Consider the following 14,214-nt stretch of genomic DNA (forward strand, 5'->3'; position numbering starts at 1 on the left):
AATCCAAACCAGTATCACCAACGGCTGGGACGCATTGAAAAGAAACAGGAAGGACCAAAGAGGGATTCGCTCGCGACAAGATGTGATCCGCAACGTCGACTAGCGGAAAGCGCGAACAAATCCACATCACCATGAAGGTCCTCGAACGCTACATATTGCGGCGCGTGCTTGCCGTTTTCGCAGCCGCCCTCGGCTGGACGCTTGCGATTGTCTGGACCACGCAGGTTCTGGCGCGCATCGACCTCGTGACGGATAGCGGGCAAACGGCGCTGACCTTCTTCCAGATCGCAACGCTGGTGATGCCGACTGTCATTCCGCTGGTACTGCCCTTTGCGCTGATCATCGGAATCACGCAGACGCTGGCAACGATGAATGCGGACTCCGAGCTTGCCGTGATAAGCGCTTCGGGTGCCTCCCGCATGATCATCATCAAGCCGATAATGCTGATCGCGATTGCGGCGAGCGTGCTTTCCTTCGCGGTGGACAATTATGTGGAGCCACCCGCGCGCCAGAAAAACCGCGAATTGATCGCGGATTCGCGTGGCGACTTGCTGTCGCTAGTTTTGCAGGAAGGCGCGTTCCGGCGCATTGAAGATGGGCTCTATGTGCAAATCGGCGAGCGCCTGCCCGATGGAAAGCTGGGGCAAATCTTCGTGGCGGATTCGCGCGAGCCTAATATCGATTTCATCTATTATGCAAAGACAGGCACCGTGCTGCGAACCGAAGACAAGTCCGCGCTGCTGATGTTTGACGGAGTTGTGCAGCGAAAGACGCTGACCGGCGGCGTTTCCGTTATCCGCTTTGCGTCCTATTCGTTCGACCTTGGCACTTTCACGTCTGAGGTAAATGAGGTGACGTTGCAGCCGAAAGACCAGAGCCTCGCATTTCTGGTCAATCCGGACAGCTCCGACAAAAACTACCAGCGCAAGCCGCAAGCGTATCGTGCGGAACTGCACCGGCGCCTGACAGAGTGGCTCTATCCGGCCGTGTTCGCGCTAATCGCTATAGCTGTCGCGGGGGATGCTCGCTCTCACCGCGAGGCGCGCGTTCACCCGATGATAACGTCGATCGTCATTGCGCTGTTGTGGTGGTGGGTTGGCTATTTCGTGAGCGATCAGGCCGAAACGGAGCCGGCCTTCGTCTTCGCAATGTATGCTGTGCCCATATTGGCCAGCGGCGTGGCGATTGCGTTCATAGCAATGAACCGCGCGCTGGAATTGCCGATGGGCGTTATCGACTGGATCGGCTCCATATTCCGCGCTCTGTGGCGGGCCATCCTGCCCGGCAGGCGCGCGACAGCGGGGAGCCTCTGATGGGCTGGACGCTGAACCGCTATTTTCTGCGCCGCTACGCCAGCATAACGATGTGGATATTCCTCGGCGTTTTCTGCTTGGCGTTTCTCGTCGATTTCACGGAACTGACGAGCCGGATCGCCGGATTGCCTGGCTTTACCGTGCCGCTCGGCCTCGCAATGTCCGGGCTGCGGGTGCCTATGATCATGCTGCAAACGGTGCCGTTCGTTGCGCTGTTCTCGGCAATGGCGATGCTGATTTCGCTCAACCGGAAATATGAGCTGGTGATTGCGCGCTCGGCTGGAATCTCGGCGTGGCAATTCCTGCTGCCACCCTGCATCGGCGCTTTCATTTTCGGGCTGCTGGCCATCGCAATACTGAACCCGCTGGCTGCCTACGGTATCAGCCGCGTCGAGCAGATCGATACGATGATCCGCTCCGGTTCCTCAAACGAAGTGTCCGCGTTTGCTGCGCCGTGGCTGCGCCAGAAAACCGCGCAGGGCGATACGATTATCGGTGCGCGCGCCATTCTGGATCAGGGCCTGACGCTCTCCGACGCGGTGTTCCTTTCCCTTGATCGCGACGGAAACATTGCCGAGCGCAACGACGCGAAACAAGCCTTTTTGCGTGACGGATATTGGGAACTGGAGGGCGTGCAGCGGTTCCGCGACGGTGTGGCGGGCGAGGCTATCCCGTCCATGCGCGTTCCCACGAATCTGAGACCGGAATTTGTTCAGGAAAGGCTCGCGCGACCGGAAACGATTCCGTTCTACGAACTGCCGGCGAAGATTGACGCGGCGCGTTCGTTCGGATTGCGGGCCGATGCTTTCGCAATGCAGCTACATTCCTTGATTGCGTTACCTTTTCTTTTAATCGCGATGACTCTCATTGCTGCAACAGTGTCGATGCGTTTCGCACGCATGGGGCAGTCTTCGGTGATGATTCTGGGTGGCGTGACCGCTGGCTTTCTGCTTTATGTCGTTTCGGTGCTTGTGCGGGCGTTTGGCAACGCCGGACTCGTGCCGCCAGTTGTGGCTGCCTGGATACCGGTGGTCGTGGCGAGTTTCTTCGGAGTAACGTTCCTTTTGTACAAGGAAGACGGTTAGTGCGGGCAGTGAGGGGACATAGCCTCATGCGGAGGGCGACGGAAAGGCTGCGCCGGCAAACGGCGCTGTCCTGCCTGTTTGCGCTTTCGCTCGGCGTATTTTCCGCCAGCGCGCAGGATCTCTCTCAATATGCCGGTCAGGTGCCCTCCGATTCGCAGATGCTGCTTGAGTCGGACGTGCTGACCTACGATCAGGACGCGAACACCGTTAGCGCCTCTGGCCAGGTGCGCATCGAATATGCGGGCAATCACCTCGTGGCCGAGCGAGTCACCTATGATCGCAACACCGGCCGACTGAAGGCGGTCGGCAATGTCGAGATCATCGAAAAAGACGGAAACAAGATTTACACCGACGAAATTGACGTCACCGACGATTTCGCTGACGGTTTTGTGAATAGTTTGCGCGTCGAGACGGTCGATAAGACCTATTTCGCGGCGGAGAGCGCCGACCGCAAAGCCGGCAACGTCACCACCTTCAACAATGGTGTTTATACGGCTTGCGAACCTTGCGAGGAAAAGCCGGACAGCGCGCCAATCTGGCGAGTGAAATCGCGCAAGATCATCTGGAACGGTCAGAAAAAAACGATTCGCTTCGAGCGTTCGCATTTCGAAATGTTCGGACTGCCGCTCGCCTATCTACCCGCCTTCGAAGTGCCGGACCCGACCGTCAAGCGCAAAAGCGGTTTTCTGTTTCCGGGCATCAGCTTCAACAGCAAGCTGGGTGCGGGCCTGACTGTTCCCTATTATTTCGCGCTGTCACCGACCTATGACCTGACCGTCAAAGGCACCGGCTACACGAAACAGGGCTTCCTTGGCGAAGCTGAATGGCGCCAGAAGTTCAATTCCGGCGAATATAATTTGAAGATCGCGGGCATCAGCCAGGCAGACCCGAGTGCTTTCGAATCCTATTCGGTGGATCGCGGCCCGGCAGACAACCCGAACAAACTGCGTGGCATGATCGGGTCGAAGGGTCGTTTCGCCATTAATCCGCGCTGGACGTTCGGCTGGGATTTGATGTTGCAGTCGGACAAGAATTTCTCGCGAACCTATTCGATTGAAGGCTTCAACAGCTACATCCATCGGTCTGAGGTTTACCTGACCGGCCTTGGCGAGCGTAATTATTTCGATATGCGCTTCATGAAGTTCCAGGTTCAGGAAAAGCTGCGTGACGACAATTCCTCATCGCGCGACGACAAGCAGCCCTGGGTTCTGCCGAGCTTCGACTATGTCGCCATACCGGACGAGCCGGTGGCCGGCGGCGAACTGAAGATGACGTTCAATTCGCGCGTCATCAATCGTTCGCGGCTGGACGACGTTATCAACTCCGCCCTGCCCGACGACGCGGACGTTACAGCGGTGCGCGGCGTTGAAGGCACGGATGGCCGCCTGAGCGCCGAGGCCGAATGGAAGCGCGAGTTCATCGCGCCGGGTGGTCTGGTGATTACGCCGTTGCTGGCGCTGCTTGGCGAAGCACGGATGGCGGACCAGAGCGACGCTTCGACCGCAGCCATTGAAAACATGGCGAACCAGCTCGGAGTCGGCGCCGACGTGCGCTCCGAATATTATCGCTATATGGCGACTGCCGGTCTTGATGTGCGCTGGCCGGTGCTCTTCTCGACCTCGAGCTCGACCCATATTCTGGAGCCGGTTGCGCAGATTTTTGTGCGTCCAAATGAGCAGGACGTAACCCAGCTCGGCCTTTCCAACGAGGATGCGCAGAGCTTCGTGTTCGACGCGACCTCACTTTTCGACCGCGACAAGTTCTCCGGTTATGACCGTGTGGAAGGTGGCACGCGCGCCAATCTTGGCCTTCGCTATGCCGGTTCGTTTGGCAATGGCTGGTCTACGAATGCGATTTTCGGACAATCCTATCAGCTCGGCGGTCTGAATTCCTTCGCAGCGCCTGATCTGGTGAATGTGGGCGCTGAATCCGGACTTGAAACGGATAAGTCGGACTATGTCGGACTGGTTGGTTTCGCGACGCCGAATGGCCTCTCTGCTTCGCTGAGCGGGCGTTTCGACGAGGAAACCTTCGAGGCGCGCAGGGCGGAAGCTCGCGCCGCCTATAGCGGCACGCCGCTTTCTCTAACGGCCAAGTATGCGTATATTCAGGCCCAGCCAATCTATGGATTTGCCACCGACAGGCACGAAGTTTCGGTGGGAGGCAGCCTGAAATTCCACGAATATTGGCGTGTATTCGGCTCCGGGACTTATGATCTGGAATCGGACTATGTTTCGTATAATTCATTCGGCTTTGGTTACGCCGATGAGTGCTTTACCTTTGCGCTGACCTATAGCGAATCGCGGACTTTGATCGGTGACACGCGCCAAACCGACAACACCCAGAATATCGGTTTCCAACTGTCGTTCCGGACAATCGGTGATTTTGGCAATAGCAGCACCAATTTCCTGCAATAGCGGGCGTCAATCTGCCCCGAGCGCAGATCATTGTTTTGCCTCATAGAATTGGCAGAGCGTCGGAAACGGATTCGTTGGGATGAGAGCGATGCTTGGAATTAAGAAGCGGATGGTGGTGTTTAGCCTTATGGCGGCGGTCGCGACCGCTACGCTAGGCACAGCCGCCCCTGCTTTTGCGAGCGAAATCAAATATGTCGTGAACGGTCAGGCGATCACCAGCTATGACCTGCAGCGCCGCGTCGCATTTTTGAAGCTGCAGCGGGCAAAAGGCAATTTGAACCAGCAAGCTGCCGACCAGATGATCGAGCAGGCGCTGAAGCGCGCCGAAATGAAGCGCATGAACGTAAACATCACCGACAAGGCGGTGGACGACGCCTACGCGCGCTTTGCGACAAATAATAAGATGACGCTCCCGCAGCTGGATACCGTCATGAGCAAATCCGGCGTGACCAAATCGCATTTCAAGGATTTTATCCGTGCGCAAATGGGCTGGGGTCAGGTTGTAAGCCGCAAGGCAGGTGGCGACGGCGATGGCCGCGTGACCGAGCAGGAGGCTGTGCGCCGCATGTTGCAACAGGGCGGGCAAAAACCCAAAGCCACGGAATATATGCTGCAGCAGGTGATCTTCGTCGTGCCCGCCAAGGAACGGGGCAAGATGGGTGCCCGCCGCCGCGAGGCCGAGGCCATGCGCGCTCGATTCAACGGCTGCAACGCTTCGCGCTCACTGGCGAAGGGGCTCATCGACGTGACGGTTCGCGACCTTGGCCGGGTGCTGGAACCGCAACTTCCAAACGAATGGGCGGATTCGATCAAGGCCACCCGCGCAGGCGGCGCGACGCCCGTGCGCGAGACGGAACGCGGGATTGAGTTCATCGGCATTTGCAGCGCACGCGAGGTTTCGGACGATCGCGTTGCGCAAATGGTGTTCCAGCAGGAAGCGAATGGCGGGGCGGACGCTGGCGGAGATGATATGTCCAAGAAGTTCCTCAAGGAACTGCGCGACAAAGCCAAGATCGTTCAACAATAACCGCCGACCGCACACATGCCCAAACTTCTGGCGCTCTCCTCGGGCGATCCGTCTGGTGTAGGCCCGGAGCTTGCGCTGATGTGCTGGCAACAGCGCAATGCCGAGCATTTGCCCGGTTTTTTCCTGCTTTCAGACGCTGAGTTTTTGCGTAGCCGCGCCAAGGCCATGGGTTTTGATGTGCCGATTGAAACGGCAACGCCCGAAAGTGCTTCGCAGATTTTTCCGCGCGCTTTGCCTGTCGTACCACTGGATGCGACGTTTGCTGACCGGGCTGGCGAGCCACTCGGCGCGAACGCTGCGGGCATTGTCGAGGCAATTGACCGCGCGGTTGACTTGGCTATGACGACGCGCGCGTCGGCAGTGGTGACATGCCCGATTGCGAAAAAGCCGCTCTACGATGCGGGCTTCAAATTTCCGGGGCACACGGAATATCTGGCGCATCTCGCGGAACAGCACACCGGCAAGCCTGCAATGCCTGTGATGATGCTGGCGGGGCCGGAACTGCGCACCGTTCCTGTGACGATTCACATTCCGCTTGCCGAAGCGCCAAAACAACTGACGAGTGACCTCGTATATGAGACGGGGCGCATTGTGGCGCGCGATCTTGCGGACCGATTTGGACTCGCGAAGCCGCGCCTTGCAATTGCCGGGCTGAACCCGCATGCGGGCGAAGGCGGCGCGCTCGGCATGGAAGACGGCGATATCGTGCTGCCCGCCATTGAACGCCTGCAACGCGACGGTATCGATGCGCGAGGCCCCCTGCCCGCAGACACGATGTTCCATGCGCGCGCCCGGCAGACATATGACGCAGCGCTCTGCATGTATCACGATCAGGCTCTGATCCCGGCCAAGACCTTGGCGTTTGATGAGGCGGTGAATGTGACGCTGGGACTTCCGTTCATTCGCACCTCGCCCGACCACGGCACCGCGTTCGACATTGCCGGAAAGGGCATTGCGCAGCCGCGCAGCATGATGGCGGCGTTGCGCATGGCGGCAGAAATGTCCGCGCGCGAGGGCAATTAATGGCGAGCCTCGACGGACTGCCGCCTCTGCGCGAGGTGATCGAGCAGCATGGGCTGAACGCGAAAAAATCGCTGGGGCAGAATTTTCTGCTCGATCTGAACCTGACTTCAAAGATCGCGCGTAGCGCCGGAGATTTGACGCAAACAGCGGTGCTGGAGGTTGGCCCTGGCCCCGGCGGGTTGACGCGGGCGCTGCTGCTGAACGGCGCAAAGAAGGTGATCGCCATCGAGCGCGATGAGCGCTGCCGCCCGGCACTGGAAGAAATTGCCGCGCATTATCCGGGGCGGCTTGAGGTGATTTTCGGGGATGCACTCAAGACGGATATCGGAGCGCTAGCCGCTGGTCTGCCAATCCGCATCGTTGCGAACCTGCCCTATAATGTGGGCACGGAACTGCTGATCCGCTGGCTGACCCTGCCCGAATGGCCGCCCTATTATGAATCGATGACGCTGATGTTTCAGCGCGAGGTTGCGCAGCGCATTGTCGCCGCGCCGGGGAGCGATGCCTATGGGCGGCTCGGCGTGCTTGCGGGCTGGCGAACCAATGCGAAAATTGCGTTCGACGTTCCGCCGCAGGCTTTCACGCCTCCGCCGAAAGTCACGTCATCCATCGTGCATCTTGTGCCACGTGACGCTCCGCTGCCAGCCGACGTGAAGGTGCTGGGGCGCGTGACAGAAGCGGCATTCGGCCAACGCCGCAAAATGCTGCGCCAGAGTCTTAAGTCGATTGGCGGCGAGCGGCTTTTGGCGGCGACGGGCATTGACGGCACGCGACGCGCGGAAACGCTATCCGTGGCTGAGTTTGTCGCGCTGACAAACGCTGTTTAAGCGGCTGCGCGTTTCAGCACTTCTCATCCGCCTGCCGGCACCTTCTCCCTCAAGGGGAGAAGGGAAGGTGTTGAGGTGGGCTTCAATCGCGGACTGCGCAGAGCGGGGTGAGGCATTCAACTACCCTCCTTGAGGGAGAAGGTGCCGCCGGCCGGATGAGGGGCCGTAAAAACAATTGCTGTTTAGGCGCCGACGTTCTCTTCAAGCAGGCCGGTGACGAAATCAAACAGGCCGGGGCGGCGGTCACGACGCAGGCGCTCCGCAATGACGATGGATCGCACCTCCGCGAAGGCGCGGTTCAGATCATCATTGATGATGATGTAGTCGTATTCCGTCCATTGCTGGATTTCTGAACGGGCGTTAGTGAGACGCCTTGCAATGTCGGCCTCCGTGTTTTCCGCACGGCGCTTGAGGCGCGCGGTCAGTTCCGCCATCCGCGGCGGGAGGATGAACACGGAAACAACGTCTGCCGGGATTTTCTCGCGCATTTGCGCAGCGCCCTGCCAATCAATGTCGAACAGCATATCCTGACCGCGCGACATAGCGTATTCGACCGGCTCGCGCGGCGTTGCGTAGAAATTGCCGTGCACCTCAGCCCATTCAAGCAGCTGATCCGCATCACGCATCTGCTCGAACTGGCGTTTGGTGATGAAATGATAATGCACACTATCGATCTCACTGGGGCGGCGCTCGCGCGTGGTTACGCTGATCGAAAGTGACATTGCGAGGCTCTTATCTTCGAGCAGATTGCGGGCAATGGTCGACTTTCCCGCGCCGGACGGCGAAGAAATGACGAGCATCAATCCCCGCCTGGCGATGGGCTGCATGGGTTCAATTTGCGGCATGAGCTACTCCAGATTCTGGACCTGCTCGCGGAATTGGTCCACGACCGCCTTCAGGTCAAGCCCGATTGCGGTCAGAGATGCCGCATTCGACTTTGAACACAGCGTATTTGCTTCACGGTTGAACTCTTGCGCCAGAAAATCGAGCTTTCGCCCGACTACCCCGCCCGCCGAAAGCAGCGAGCGCGCAGCCGCAACATGCGTTTTCAAACGGTCGATTTCCTCGCGAATATCTGACTTGGTGGACAGCAACATCGCTTCGGTGTGAAGCCGCTGCTCATCCAGCCCGCTGCCCGCTGCTTCCATCAGCGCGCGAATCTGCTCGCCGAGCCGCTCACGAATAAGTGCCGGATCGCGCGATGGGTCGCGTTCGGCATTTTCGGTCAATTTGGCTATGGTTTCCAGATGGCCGTTGAGCACGGTCGCCAGCGCACCACCTTCCGCACGGCGAGCAGCTTCCAGACCATCGAGCGCCGTTTCCAGCACCGCAAGAGCGGCCTTGTCGGCGACGGCCTTGTCTTCTTCGGTTTCGGTCGCTTCCGGGATGTCGAGCACGCCGCGCAAGCTCAAAAGCCCGTCAGCCGTGGCAGGTGCGGTCCCGAACTGCTTTTCAAGTCGCTTGGCAAGCTCGGCCACATCGCGGAGGAAGGCCTCGTTGACGATGGGCTGCACCTGCGAAGCGGTGGGGCGCACAATGGTGAGCTGCGCCTGAAAGCTGCCGCGCGAAAAACGCTTCTGTATCGCTTGACGGATGGCTGGCTCCAGCCGGTCATAGCCGGTGGGAAGGCGCAATCGCAGCTCAAGCGACTTGCCGTTGACCGACTTCACCTCCCAGGTGATCGACGCGCCGCGAGCGTCGCCCGCCGCGCGCGAAAACCCTGTCATGCTTTGTAGGCTAGCCAATGGATCCCCCGCGATCTGACACCCAGCTATTGCTGCTGCGGCGCGTCGGCAGGTTGACCCTGCTGCTTTTGAATTTCACGCCAGCGCGCGACGTTCTTGTTGTGTTGTTCCAATGTCTCGGCAAACACGTGACCACCGCCGCCGGAGGCAACGAAGTATAGGTCTTTTGTCTTGGCCGGATTTGCAACGGCTTCGAGAGCCGCCCTGCCCGGATTGGCAATGGGTGTCGGCGGCAGGCCATCAATCACGTAGGTGTTGTAAGGGGTGGGCTTCTGGATGTCCGACTGGAAGATCGGGCGGTCGGCCGGGCGCCCCTTGCCACCGAACAGCCCGTACAGGATTGTGGGGTCGGATTGCAGCCGCATGCCCTTGTTCAGACGGTTGATGAATACCGCTGCAACCTGCGGGCGCTCATCCGCGATGCCCGTTTCTTTTTCAACGATGGAAGCAAGCGTGACGAACTCGTCAATGTTCTTGAGCGGCAGGCCGTCCTCGCGCTTAGCCCAGATTTCCTCGACAAGCGCTTTCTGGTCAGCCAGCATCTTGTCCACGATTGCCTTGCGCTCCGTGCCGCGCGTGAAGCGCTGCGTGTCGGCGGCGAGCGAACCCTCGGCAGGCATGGCGGTAGGCAAATCGCCGCTTAGCTCCGGCGTGGCGGAAACTTTTTGCAGCGCCTGTTCGACGGTGAGGCCTTCGGGAATGGTGATCGAATAGAGGATCGACTTGCCGCTGGCCATCAGGTCCATGATTTCACGCATCGAAGCGCCGGGCTTGATTTCATACTCACCGGCTTTCAGGTCCGCCGCTTTGCCGTTCGCCTGCGCGCCGAGCTGGAAAACCCACGAATTGGTGATGATTCCATTCTCTTCCAAGGCGTTTGAGATGGCTTTCAAGCCCGTCTTTGGCTTGACCAGAAATGTCTGTGTTTCCGCGGTTGGACCTTCGGCGTTGAACTCATATTTGCCGAACCAAAGCCCGGCAAAGGCCGCGAGAGCGCCCAGAACGCACAGCGAAACTACCAGATTGAAGAACACGACAAAGCGATTGCGCGAATGGCGCGAGCGCCGCGCAGCCGCCGATGGTGATGCGTCTTGCCGCAGCGCCTCGCTGGCCGGCTTTGCCGCATTTCCCGGTGCGGGAGGAGTGGCGCGGCGGCCAAACTCGACATCATTGGGAGAGTCGCTCATCTCAATACCCACAGGTTTCGAATCGGCAAGGCCGGAATACAAAAGTGCAATGCGGCCAAATTGGCGCGCGAGCCGGTTTAACCGTTATAACGCTGGAAGATCAGCGATGCGTTGGTTCCGCCAAAGCCGAACGAGTTTGACAGTGCAACATCGATCCGGCGCTTTCTCGGCTTGTGCGGAACGAGGTCGATCGCCGTTTCCCGCTCAGGATTGTCGAGATTGATAGTGGCCGGAGCGATGTTGTCCCGAATCGCGAGGATCGAGAAAATCGCCTCCGCCGCACCGGCAGCGCCCAGAAGATGCCCAATGCACGACTTGGTGGACGACATCGAGATTTTCGACGCGGCATCGCCGACCAAGCGTTCGACCGCACCTAGTTCAATCGTGTCGGCCATTGTCGATGTGCCGTGCGCGTTGATGTAATCGATGTCGGCGGGCGACAGTTTTGCGCGTTTCAGCGCCATGGTCATGCAGCGGAACGCACCATCGCCATCCTCGGCCGGAGCCGTGATGTGATAAGCATCGCCGGACATGCCGTAGCCCGTGACCTCTGCGTAGATTTTTGCACCGCGCGCCTTCGCGTGTTCCAGTTCTTCCAGAACAACCACGCCAGCACCCTCGCCCATGACAAAACCATCACGGTCGCGGTCATAGGGTCGTGACGCTTTCTGCGGCTCGTCATTGCGCTCAGTCGAAAGGGCGCGACAGGCGGCAAATCCCGCCAGCGACAGTCGCGTGACGGGCGATTCGGCACCGCCAGCCAGCATCACATCAGCATCGCCCAGCGCGATGATGCGCGCGGCATCGCCAATTGCGTGTGCGCCGGTGGAACAGGCGGTCACGACGGCATGATTTGGTCCTTTGAGGCCATGCCGGATCGAAACCTGACCCGAAACCAGATTGATGATGTTGCCGGGGATGAAGAAGGGTGTAACGCGGCGCGGGCCGCGCTCGTGAAGCACCAGAGCCTGCTCGGCAATGCCTTCAATGCCGCCAATGCCCGAACCAATCATGACGCCGGTGGCGCATTTCTCGTCTTCAGTGCGCGGCTCCCAGCCCGAATCTTTCAGGGCTTCGTCGGCAGCGGCGATTCCATACAGGATGAAATCGCCGATCTTGCGCAATTCCTTCGGCTCGAGCACCGCCTCCGGGCTGAACGTGTTGTTTGAACCGTCGCCGCGCGGGATCACATGAGCGATCTTGCACGGGAGATCATCGACCTCAAATTCGGTTACCCTGCGGGCGGCACTGCGCGCCGACAGCAATTCTTTCCAGCCGTGCTCAACTCCCACCCCATAGGGTGAGAGCAAGCCCATACCGGTGACAACGACACGTCTCATTCAGTGCCTTACCGAGTTTGTCGGATCAGGCAGAAGCCTTGTCGATGAACTTCACCGCATCGCCGACGGTGAGGATCGTTTCGGCGGCATCGTCCGGGATCTCAACGCCGAATTCTTCTTCGAAGGCCATCACGAGCTCGACGGTGTCGAGGCTGTCTGCGCCCAGATCGTCGATGAAGCTCGCGCCTTCGGTGACCTTGTCGGCATCAACGCCAAGATGCTCGACGACGATCTTTTTGACGCGTTCTGCGGTATCGCTCATGTAGGCAATCCTTATTCCAGTGCTGTTGTTTGTCATTCGTTAGCGGCCCCATTGCCGCTAATCAAGCGCTAACATTTTGTCTTGCAAAGCCGGACGAACCAGCTTCACGCCTTACTTGCTCGCCACGCCGATTACACGAAAATTTCCATCTGTAAAAGCCCGTGACACAGCAGTTTCGGCTTGCGCACAGGGTGTTTTGCCCTGTTGCCGCGTATTTCATATCAGATCATAGCCATGCCGCCGTTCACATGCAGGGTTTGGCCCGTCACGTAACCGGCTTCATTTGACGCCAGATAAGCGACGGCGGAGGCAACTTCGTCACCCGTTCCCATGCGTCGGGCGGGAATTGCACCCATGATCGCCTCTTTCTGCTTGTCGTTCAACTTGTCCGTCATGGCAGATTCGATGAAGCCCGGCGCAACGCAGTTCACCGTTACATTTCGCGTCGCAATCTCTTGCGCAAGCGACTTGGTGAAGCCGATCATGCCCGCCTTCGACGCGCAATAGTTCGCCTGACCCGGATTACCCGTAACGCCCACGACCGAGGTGATGTTGATGATGCGGCCAAAGCGGCGGCGCATCATCGGATGCGTAAGCTCGCGCGTGAGCCGGAAAACAGCCGTGAGATTGACCTCGATGACTGAATCCCAATCGGCATCCGACATGCGCACGAAAAGGCCATCCCTGGTGATTCCAGCGTTGTTCACCAGAATATCCACGCCTTCAAGTTCGGCTTCCGCCTTCTGTCCCAATGCCTTAACCGCGTCGCGATCCGACAGATTGGCCGGAAAAATCCTGACCCGGTCGCCAAGTTCTGCAGCAAGAGATTCGAGTTTTTCCGCCCGCGTTCCATGCAGGCCAACTGTTGCGCCCTGCGCATGAAGGATGCGGGCAATTGCCTCGCCAATGCCGCCCGTTGCGCCAGTTACCAGCGCCTTGCGTCCCGTCAGCTCGAACATTCTGCAATCCAATCCTGTTGTTGTTTCAGGCGTGTTCTTGTTTTTCAGGCCAGCGCGTCGAGAGCAGCTTCGACTTCCGCCGCCGCGCCCACATTTGCCGTCACGATGTCGCGGTTTATGCGCCTCGCAAGCCCGGAAAGCACCTTTCCGGCGCCGATTTCATAAAGTGTCGTCACACCATTTGCGCCGAACCATTCGATTGTTTCGCGCCAGCGAACACGACCAGTTACCTGCGCGACGAGCTGCGCTGCGATTTCACTCGGCTCAGTGGCCGGAGCGACCAATACGTTGGGGATAACCGGAACCGCAGGCGCACGCCACACGACCTCTGCGAGCGCTTCTCGCATTGCTTCGGCGGCAGGAGCCATCAATGCCGAATGGAACGGTGCGGAAACCGGCAGCATGATAGCTCGCTTCGCGCCCTTTTCAGTGCAGATGCGAGCGGCGTGTTCCACCACCGGCTTCGCCCCGGAAATAACAATCTGGCCACCGCCATTGTCATTCGCGATCTGCACCCCAGCGCCGGCCTCTGCGCAGGCAGCTTCGACTTGCGATTGCTCAAGGCCGATAATGGCAGCCATGCCGCCCTCGCCCACCGGCACGGCGGCTTGCATCGCATTGCCGCGAATGCGCAGCAGGCGGGCCGTATCTGCGATGGAGAACATTCCAGCCGCCGCGAGCGCGGAATATTCGCCGAGCGAATGGCCTGCGACATACGAAATCTTATCGGCCAGAACAAAGCCTTGCGATTCGAGCGCCCGGATCGCGGCCAATGAGACAGCCATGAGTGCCGGCTGCGCGTTCGCCGTCAATGTCAGAGTTTCCTCCGGGCCTTCCCAGATAATATGAGAAAGCCGCTGCGCAAGCGCCTCATCTACTTCTTCAAAAACCGCGCGCGCGGCGGGAAAACGCTCGGCAAGGTCCCTTCCCATGCCAACGGCCTGACTGCCCTGCCCCGGAAAGGTGAAAGCGATCGACATTGTTCTTCCTGCCCTGAGTTCTTGTTGGAAACGTCTGACTTCATGCTTC

General features: G+C 59.2%; 13 protein-coding genes. 6 read left to right on the plus strand and 7 right to left on the minus strand.

Features of this window, described 5'->3' with window-relative positions:
* Window positions 1-131 precede the first annotated feature (131 nt).
* The 6 genes from lptF to rsmA all read left to right on the plus strand — a co-directional run bounded on the left by lptF (window position 132) and on the right by rsmA (window position 7,692).
* Window positions 132-1,313: an LPS export ABC transporter permease LptF gene (gene lptF, locus DY251_RS03065; protein ID WP_116622390.1), complete on the plus strand. Its 1,182-nt coding sequence runs from the start codon at window positions 132-134 to the stop codon at window positions 1,311-1,313.
* Complete coding sequence (lptG, locus tag DY251_RS03070; RefSeq protein WP_170971319.1) at window positions 1,310-2,398, plus strand: LPS export ABC transporter permease LptG; 1,089 nt, start codon at window positions 1,310-1,312, stop codon at window positions 2,396-2,398. The genes lptF and lptG overlap by 4 nt, the downstream gene beginning before the upstream one ends.
* 26 nt (window positions 2,399-2,424) lie before the next feature.
* Window positions 2,425-4,815 carry an LPS-assembly protein LptD gene (locus tag DY251_RS03075; RefSeq protein WP_116622391.1) on the plus strand — a complete coding sequence of 797 codons (2,391 nt, stop codon included), beginning with the start codon at window positions 2,425-2,427 and terminating at the stop codon, window positions 4,813-4,815.
* 88 nt (window positions 4,816-4,903) lie between these two features.
* On the plus strand, window positions 4,904-5,842 hold the full coding sequence (locus DY251_RS03080; protein ID WP_116622469.1) for a peptidylprolyl isomerase: 939 nt from the start codon (window positions 4,904-4,906) through the stop codon (window positions 5,840-5,842).
* A 15-nt stretch (window positions 5,843-5,857) separates the two neighbouring features.
* Entirely contained in the window at window positions 5,858-6,865 is a 1,008-nt protein-coding gene (gene pdxA, locus DY251_RS03085; RefSeq protein WP_116622392.1) for a 4-hydroxythreonine-4-phosphate dehydrogenase PdxA, read from the plus strand.
* Window positions 6,865-7,692, plus strand: coding sequence for a 16S rRNA (adenine(1518)-N(6)/adenine(1519)-N(6))-dimethyltransferase RsmA (gene rsmA, locus DY251_RS03090; RefSeq protein WP_116622393.1), 828 nt, complete (start codon window positions 6,865-6,867; stop codon window positions 7,690-7,692). Before pdxA ends, rsmA begins: the two co-directional genes overlap by 1 nt.
* Before the next feature lie 182 nt (window positions 7,693-7,874).
* Here rsmA and gmk read toward each other — a convergent pair whose 3' ends face one another.
* The 7 genes from gmk to fabD form a co-directional block, all read right to left on the minus strand.
* On the minus strand, window positions 7,875-8,537 hold the full coding sequence (gmk, locus tag DY251_RS03095) for a guanylate kinase (RefSeq protein WP_116622394.1): 663 nt from the start codon (window positions 8,535-8,537) through the stop codon (window positions 7,875-7,877).
* A gap of 3 nt (window positions 8,538-8,540) precedes the next feature.
* Window positions 8,541-9,419: a YicC/YloC family endoribonuclease gene (locus tag DY251_RS03100; RefSeq protein WP_116622395.1), complete on the minus strand. Its 879-nt coding sequence runs from the start codon at window positions 9,417-9,419 to the stop codon at window positions 8,541-8,543.
* Window positions 9,420-9,463: 44 nt separating this feature from the next.
* Window positions 9,464-10,624 carry an endolytic transglycosylase MltG gene (mltG, locus tag DY251_RS03105; protein ID WP_116622470.1) on the minus strand — a complete coding sequence of 387 codons (1,161 nt, stop codon included), beginning with the start codon at window positions 10,622-10,624 and terminating at the stop codon, window positions 9,464-9,466.
* A 77-nt stretch (window positions 10,625-10,701) separates the two neighbouring features.
* Window positions 10,702-11,964 carry a beta-ketoacyl-ACP synthase II gene (gene fabF, locus DY251_RS03110; RefSeq protein WP_116622396.1) on the minus strand — a complete coding sequence of 421 codons (1,263 nt, stop codon included), beginning with the start codon at window positions 11,962-11,964 and terminating at the stop codon, window positions 10,702-10,704.
* Window positions 11,965-11,989: 25 nt separating this feature from the next.
* Window positions 11,990-12,226 carry an acyl carrier protein gene (locus tag DY251_RS03115; RefSeq protein ID WP_002963616.1) on the minus strand — a complete coding sequence of 79 codons (237 nt, stop codon included), beginning with the start codon at window positions 12,224-12,226 and terminating at the stop codon, window positions 11,990-11,992.
* A gap of 221 nt (window positions 12,227-12,447) precedes the next feature.
* The gene (gene fabG, locus DY251_RS03120) at window positions 12,448-13,185 is read right to left on the minus strand and encodes a 3-oxoacyl-[acyl-carrier-protein] reductase (RefSeq protein WP_116622397.1); all 738 of its coding nucleotides are present in this window, start codon (window positions 13,183-13,185) and stop codon (window positions 12,448-12,450) included.
* Between the two features lie 44 nt (window positions 13,186-13,229).
* A complete protein-coding gene (gene fabD, locus DY251_RS03125; protein WP_116622398.1) occupies window positions 13,230-14,165 on the minus strand; it encodes an ACP S-malonyltransferase in 936 nt (311 codons plus the stop codon).
* Between the last annotated feature and the right edge of the window lie 49 nt (window positions 14,166-14,214).

The organism is Mesorhizobium denitrificans (assembly GCF_003403035.1).
Lineage (GTDB): Bacteria > Pseudomonadota > Alphaproteobacteria > Rhizobiales > Rhizobiaceae > Mesorhizobium_G > Mesorhizobium_G denitrificans.

Excerpts from the sequence above, each read along its gene's own strand:
- mltG (WP_116622470.1), bottom strand. The coding sequence starts at position 10,624 with ATGAGCGACTCTCCCAATGATGTCGAGTTTGGCCGCCGCGCCACTCCT.
- DY251_RS03080 (WP_116622469.1), top strand. The coding sequence starts at position 4,904 with ATGCTTGGAATTAAGAAGCGGATGGTGGTGTTTAGCCTTATGGCGGCG.
- DY251_RS03075 (WP_116622391.1), top strand. The coding sequence starts at position 2,425 with ATGCGGAGGGCGACGGAAAGGCTGCGCCGGCAAACGGCGCTGTCCTGC.
- DY251_RS03100 (WP_116622395.1), bottom strand. The coding sequence starts at position 9,419 with ATGACAGGGTTTTCGCGCGCGGCGGGCGACGCTCGCGGCGCGTCGATC.
- rsmA (WP_116622393.1), top strand. The coding sequence starts at position 6,865 with ATGGCGAGCCTCGACGGACTGCCGCCTCTGCGCGAGGTGATCGAGCAG.
- pdxA (WP_116622392.1), top strand. The coding sequence starts at position 5,858 with ATGCCCAAACTTCTGGCGCTCTCCTCGGGCGATCCGTCTGGTGTAGGC.
- fabD (WP_116622398.1), bottom strand. The coding sequence starts at position 14,165 with ATGTCGATCGCTTTCACCTTTCCGGGGCAGGGCAGTCAGGCCGTTGGC.
- lptF (WP_116622390.1), top strand. The coding sequence starts at position 132 with ATGAAGGTCCTCGAACGCTACATATTGCGGCGCGTGCTTGCCGTTTTC.
- gmk (WP_116622394.1), bottom strand. The coding sequence starts at position 8,537 with ATGCCGCAAATTGAACCCATGCAGCCCATCGCCAGGCGGGGATTGATG.
- fabG (WP_116622397.1), bottom strand. The coding sequence starts at position 13,185 with ATGTTCGAGCTGACGGGACGCAAGGCGCTGGTAACTGGCGCAACGGGC.
- fabF (WP_116622396.1), bottom strand. The coding sequence starts at position 11,964 with ATGAGACGTGTCGTTGTCACCGGTATGGGCTTGCTCTCACCCTATGGG.
- DY251_RS03115 (WP_002963616.1), bottom strand. The coding sequence starts at position 12,226 with ATGAGCGATACCGCAGAACGCGTCAAAAAGATCGTCGTCGAGCATCTT.